Source organism: Paenibacillus sp. VTT E-133291 (genome assembly GCF_002264395.1).
Taxonomy (GTDB): Bacteria; Bacillota; Bacilli; order Paenibacillales; family Paenibacillaceae; genus Paenibacillus_AQ; species Paenibacillus_AQ nitricinens.
This window is the reverse complement of record NZ_NFVA01000203.1, coordinates 1-1606: the sequence shown is the minus strand read 5'-3', so window position 1 is coordinate 1606 and position 1606 is coordinate 1. Positions and strand designations below refer to the sequence as shown.

Sequence of the window (1606 nt, the reverse complement as noted above, 5' to 3'; positions counted from 1 at the left end):
AACCTTCAAAATCCTTCCACGACAACGCCTCGCCTTGCAGAGCTAGATCCCGTATTTCATCCATGGATAATATCGCAGTTTTTTTATCATTACAGGCTGAAAGTATAATCGTCAAAGCAAACAATAACAGCATTATCAAGTTACGCTTACTTCTCATTCATAAACCTCCAAACTTTATATTTTGTTATTTATAGGAAAATATAATGTAATAATAACATAGCTTAGACTAGATGTTAAAAAGGAGTAAAGACCTTTTAGGGTTGCTTTACTCCTTTTGAAATCTTTAATTGGGAGGGATTTTGAATTGGCACCGCAAGCTAGGACGCCGGAAAATGAATATAAAAAAAACAAGTCAGTCATGGTGGTATCTGACCATAATCGACCTGTTCTATGTAAGGCTCTAGCGTTATTAAAGTTATATCTTTCAAGAATTACTGTGCGTACAAACGAAATGACGAAATCTTTATACGGGTATTACTTAGCTTAATTGTGTTACTGGTTGAATAAAGAATTCATTCGGCACTGGGTAGCCCCCACCCTTGAATGGAAGCAAAAAGGCGTAAACAAAATTTTGCAAGACTCATTCGGTTAACATATTTAGAAACTCATCAAAGCTGTTACTTGTAAAATAAGTTACAGGGTCTAAATCTGAAGATTCTTCATGATTCCAAACGCAAACAGATGGCTGTATTTTATCAGTATTTCTATAGTCTAAACACACAAAGTCACCTGCAAATAGAACAGCTATTGGTAATAACTCAGTACCTACTAAGTTTTCGTCTGAAACAATTCTCTCATCTAACTGAGTTCTAACTACTCCTATATCGTAGAATTCATCATCCCTCTCCCCAGTTACCTTCAAGATACTTAAAAATCTATCAATTGCATAACTATGGTTGTTACACATAAAACTATCTTTTACAGGAGAAGCACCATTAAATTTTTTTATAAATTCTTTATATTCATCCGGCAATTTAATTCTCCACTTGTTTTCTTTTTCAGTCAGCAGAACATCATCCGGCAATGGATATATTATAGTTTCATCCTTAACTTCCATGTCTCTACCTCCTAAAAAATATTATCTCGGAGCGTCAGCCCACATACCTGCCGTCCGCCCACCATTGTGAGGTGTAATATTGTGAATACCAAATGGAACAAGTTCCATTTTACCAGGGATTTCCGTATGATGCCACGTCATTCCTTTTCTTGTGCCACCTATCTGCTCATCTAACCACTTAAACTGTTCTTTATCCGATAACTTCCAAGATTTTTCTGGTAGCTGAACAGTTTCTTTAACTACACCTGCACCGGCAAAATCAGCAAATCCATATCTCATTCCATCAACTTTTGTAACCTTTATTTCAGGAATATGTCTATTTGCTACTGCCATTTCTTTTATCTTTCTTTTTTGAGCAGCAGACAAGCTATCCCCACCAGGGATAGTATCATCCCAAGACCAAGGTTTGTTTGAATCAACTTGTTCTTTGTATATTTTTGCATAATCTTCAATTACTTCATTAAAATTCTTATTCCCATTTATAAAGTCATCTATATTTTTTAGATTTGCTTTATTTGCTTTACCCGTCCCCTCAATCTTACCACCTTT

Annotated in this window: 2 protein-coding genes; both read right to left on the bottom strand. The window is 35.4% G+C overall.

From position 1 onward, the window contains the following. Positions 1-580: 580 nt before the first annotated feature. The gene (locus tag CA598_RS31530; protein WP_094879051.1) at positions 581-1057 is read right to left on the bottom strand and encodes an SMI1/KNR4 family protein; all 477 of its coding nucleotides are present in this window, start codon (positions 1055-1057) and stop codon (positions 581-583) included. Between the two features lie 21 nt (positions 1058-1078). Continuing rightward, on the bottom strand, positions 1079-1606 hold a 528-nt coding region (locus tag CA598_RS33265), incomplete at its 5' end, for an HNH endonuclease signature motif containing protein (RefSeq protein WP_143812497.1).

What these genes read in the sequence shown, in the direction of transcription:
- CA598_RS31530 (WP_094879051.1), bottom strand. Translation starts at nt 1,057, where the DNA reads ATGGAAGTTAAGGATGAAACTATAATATATCCATTGCCGGATGATGTT.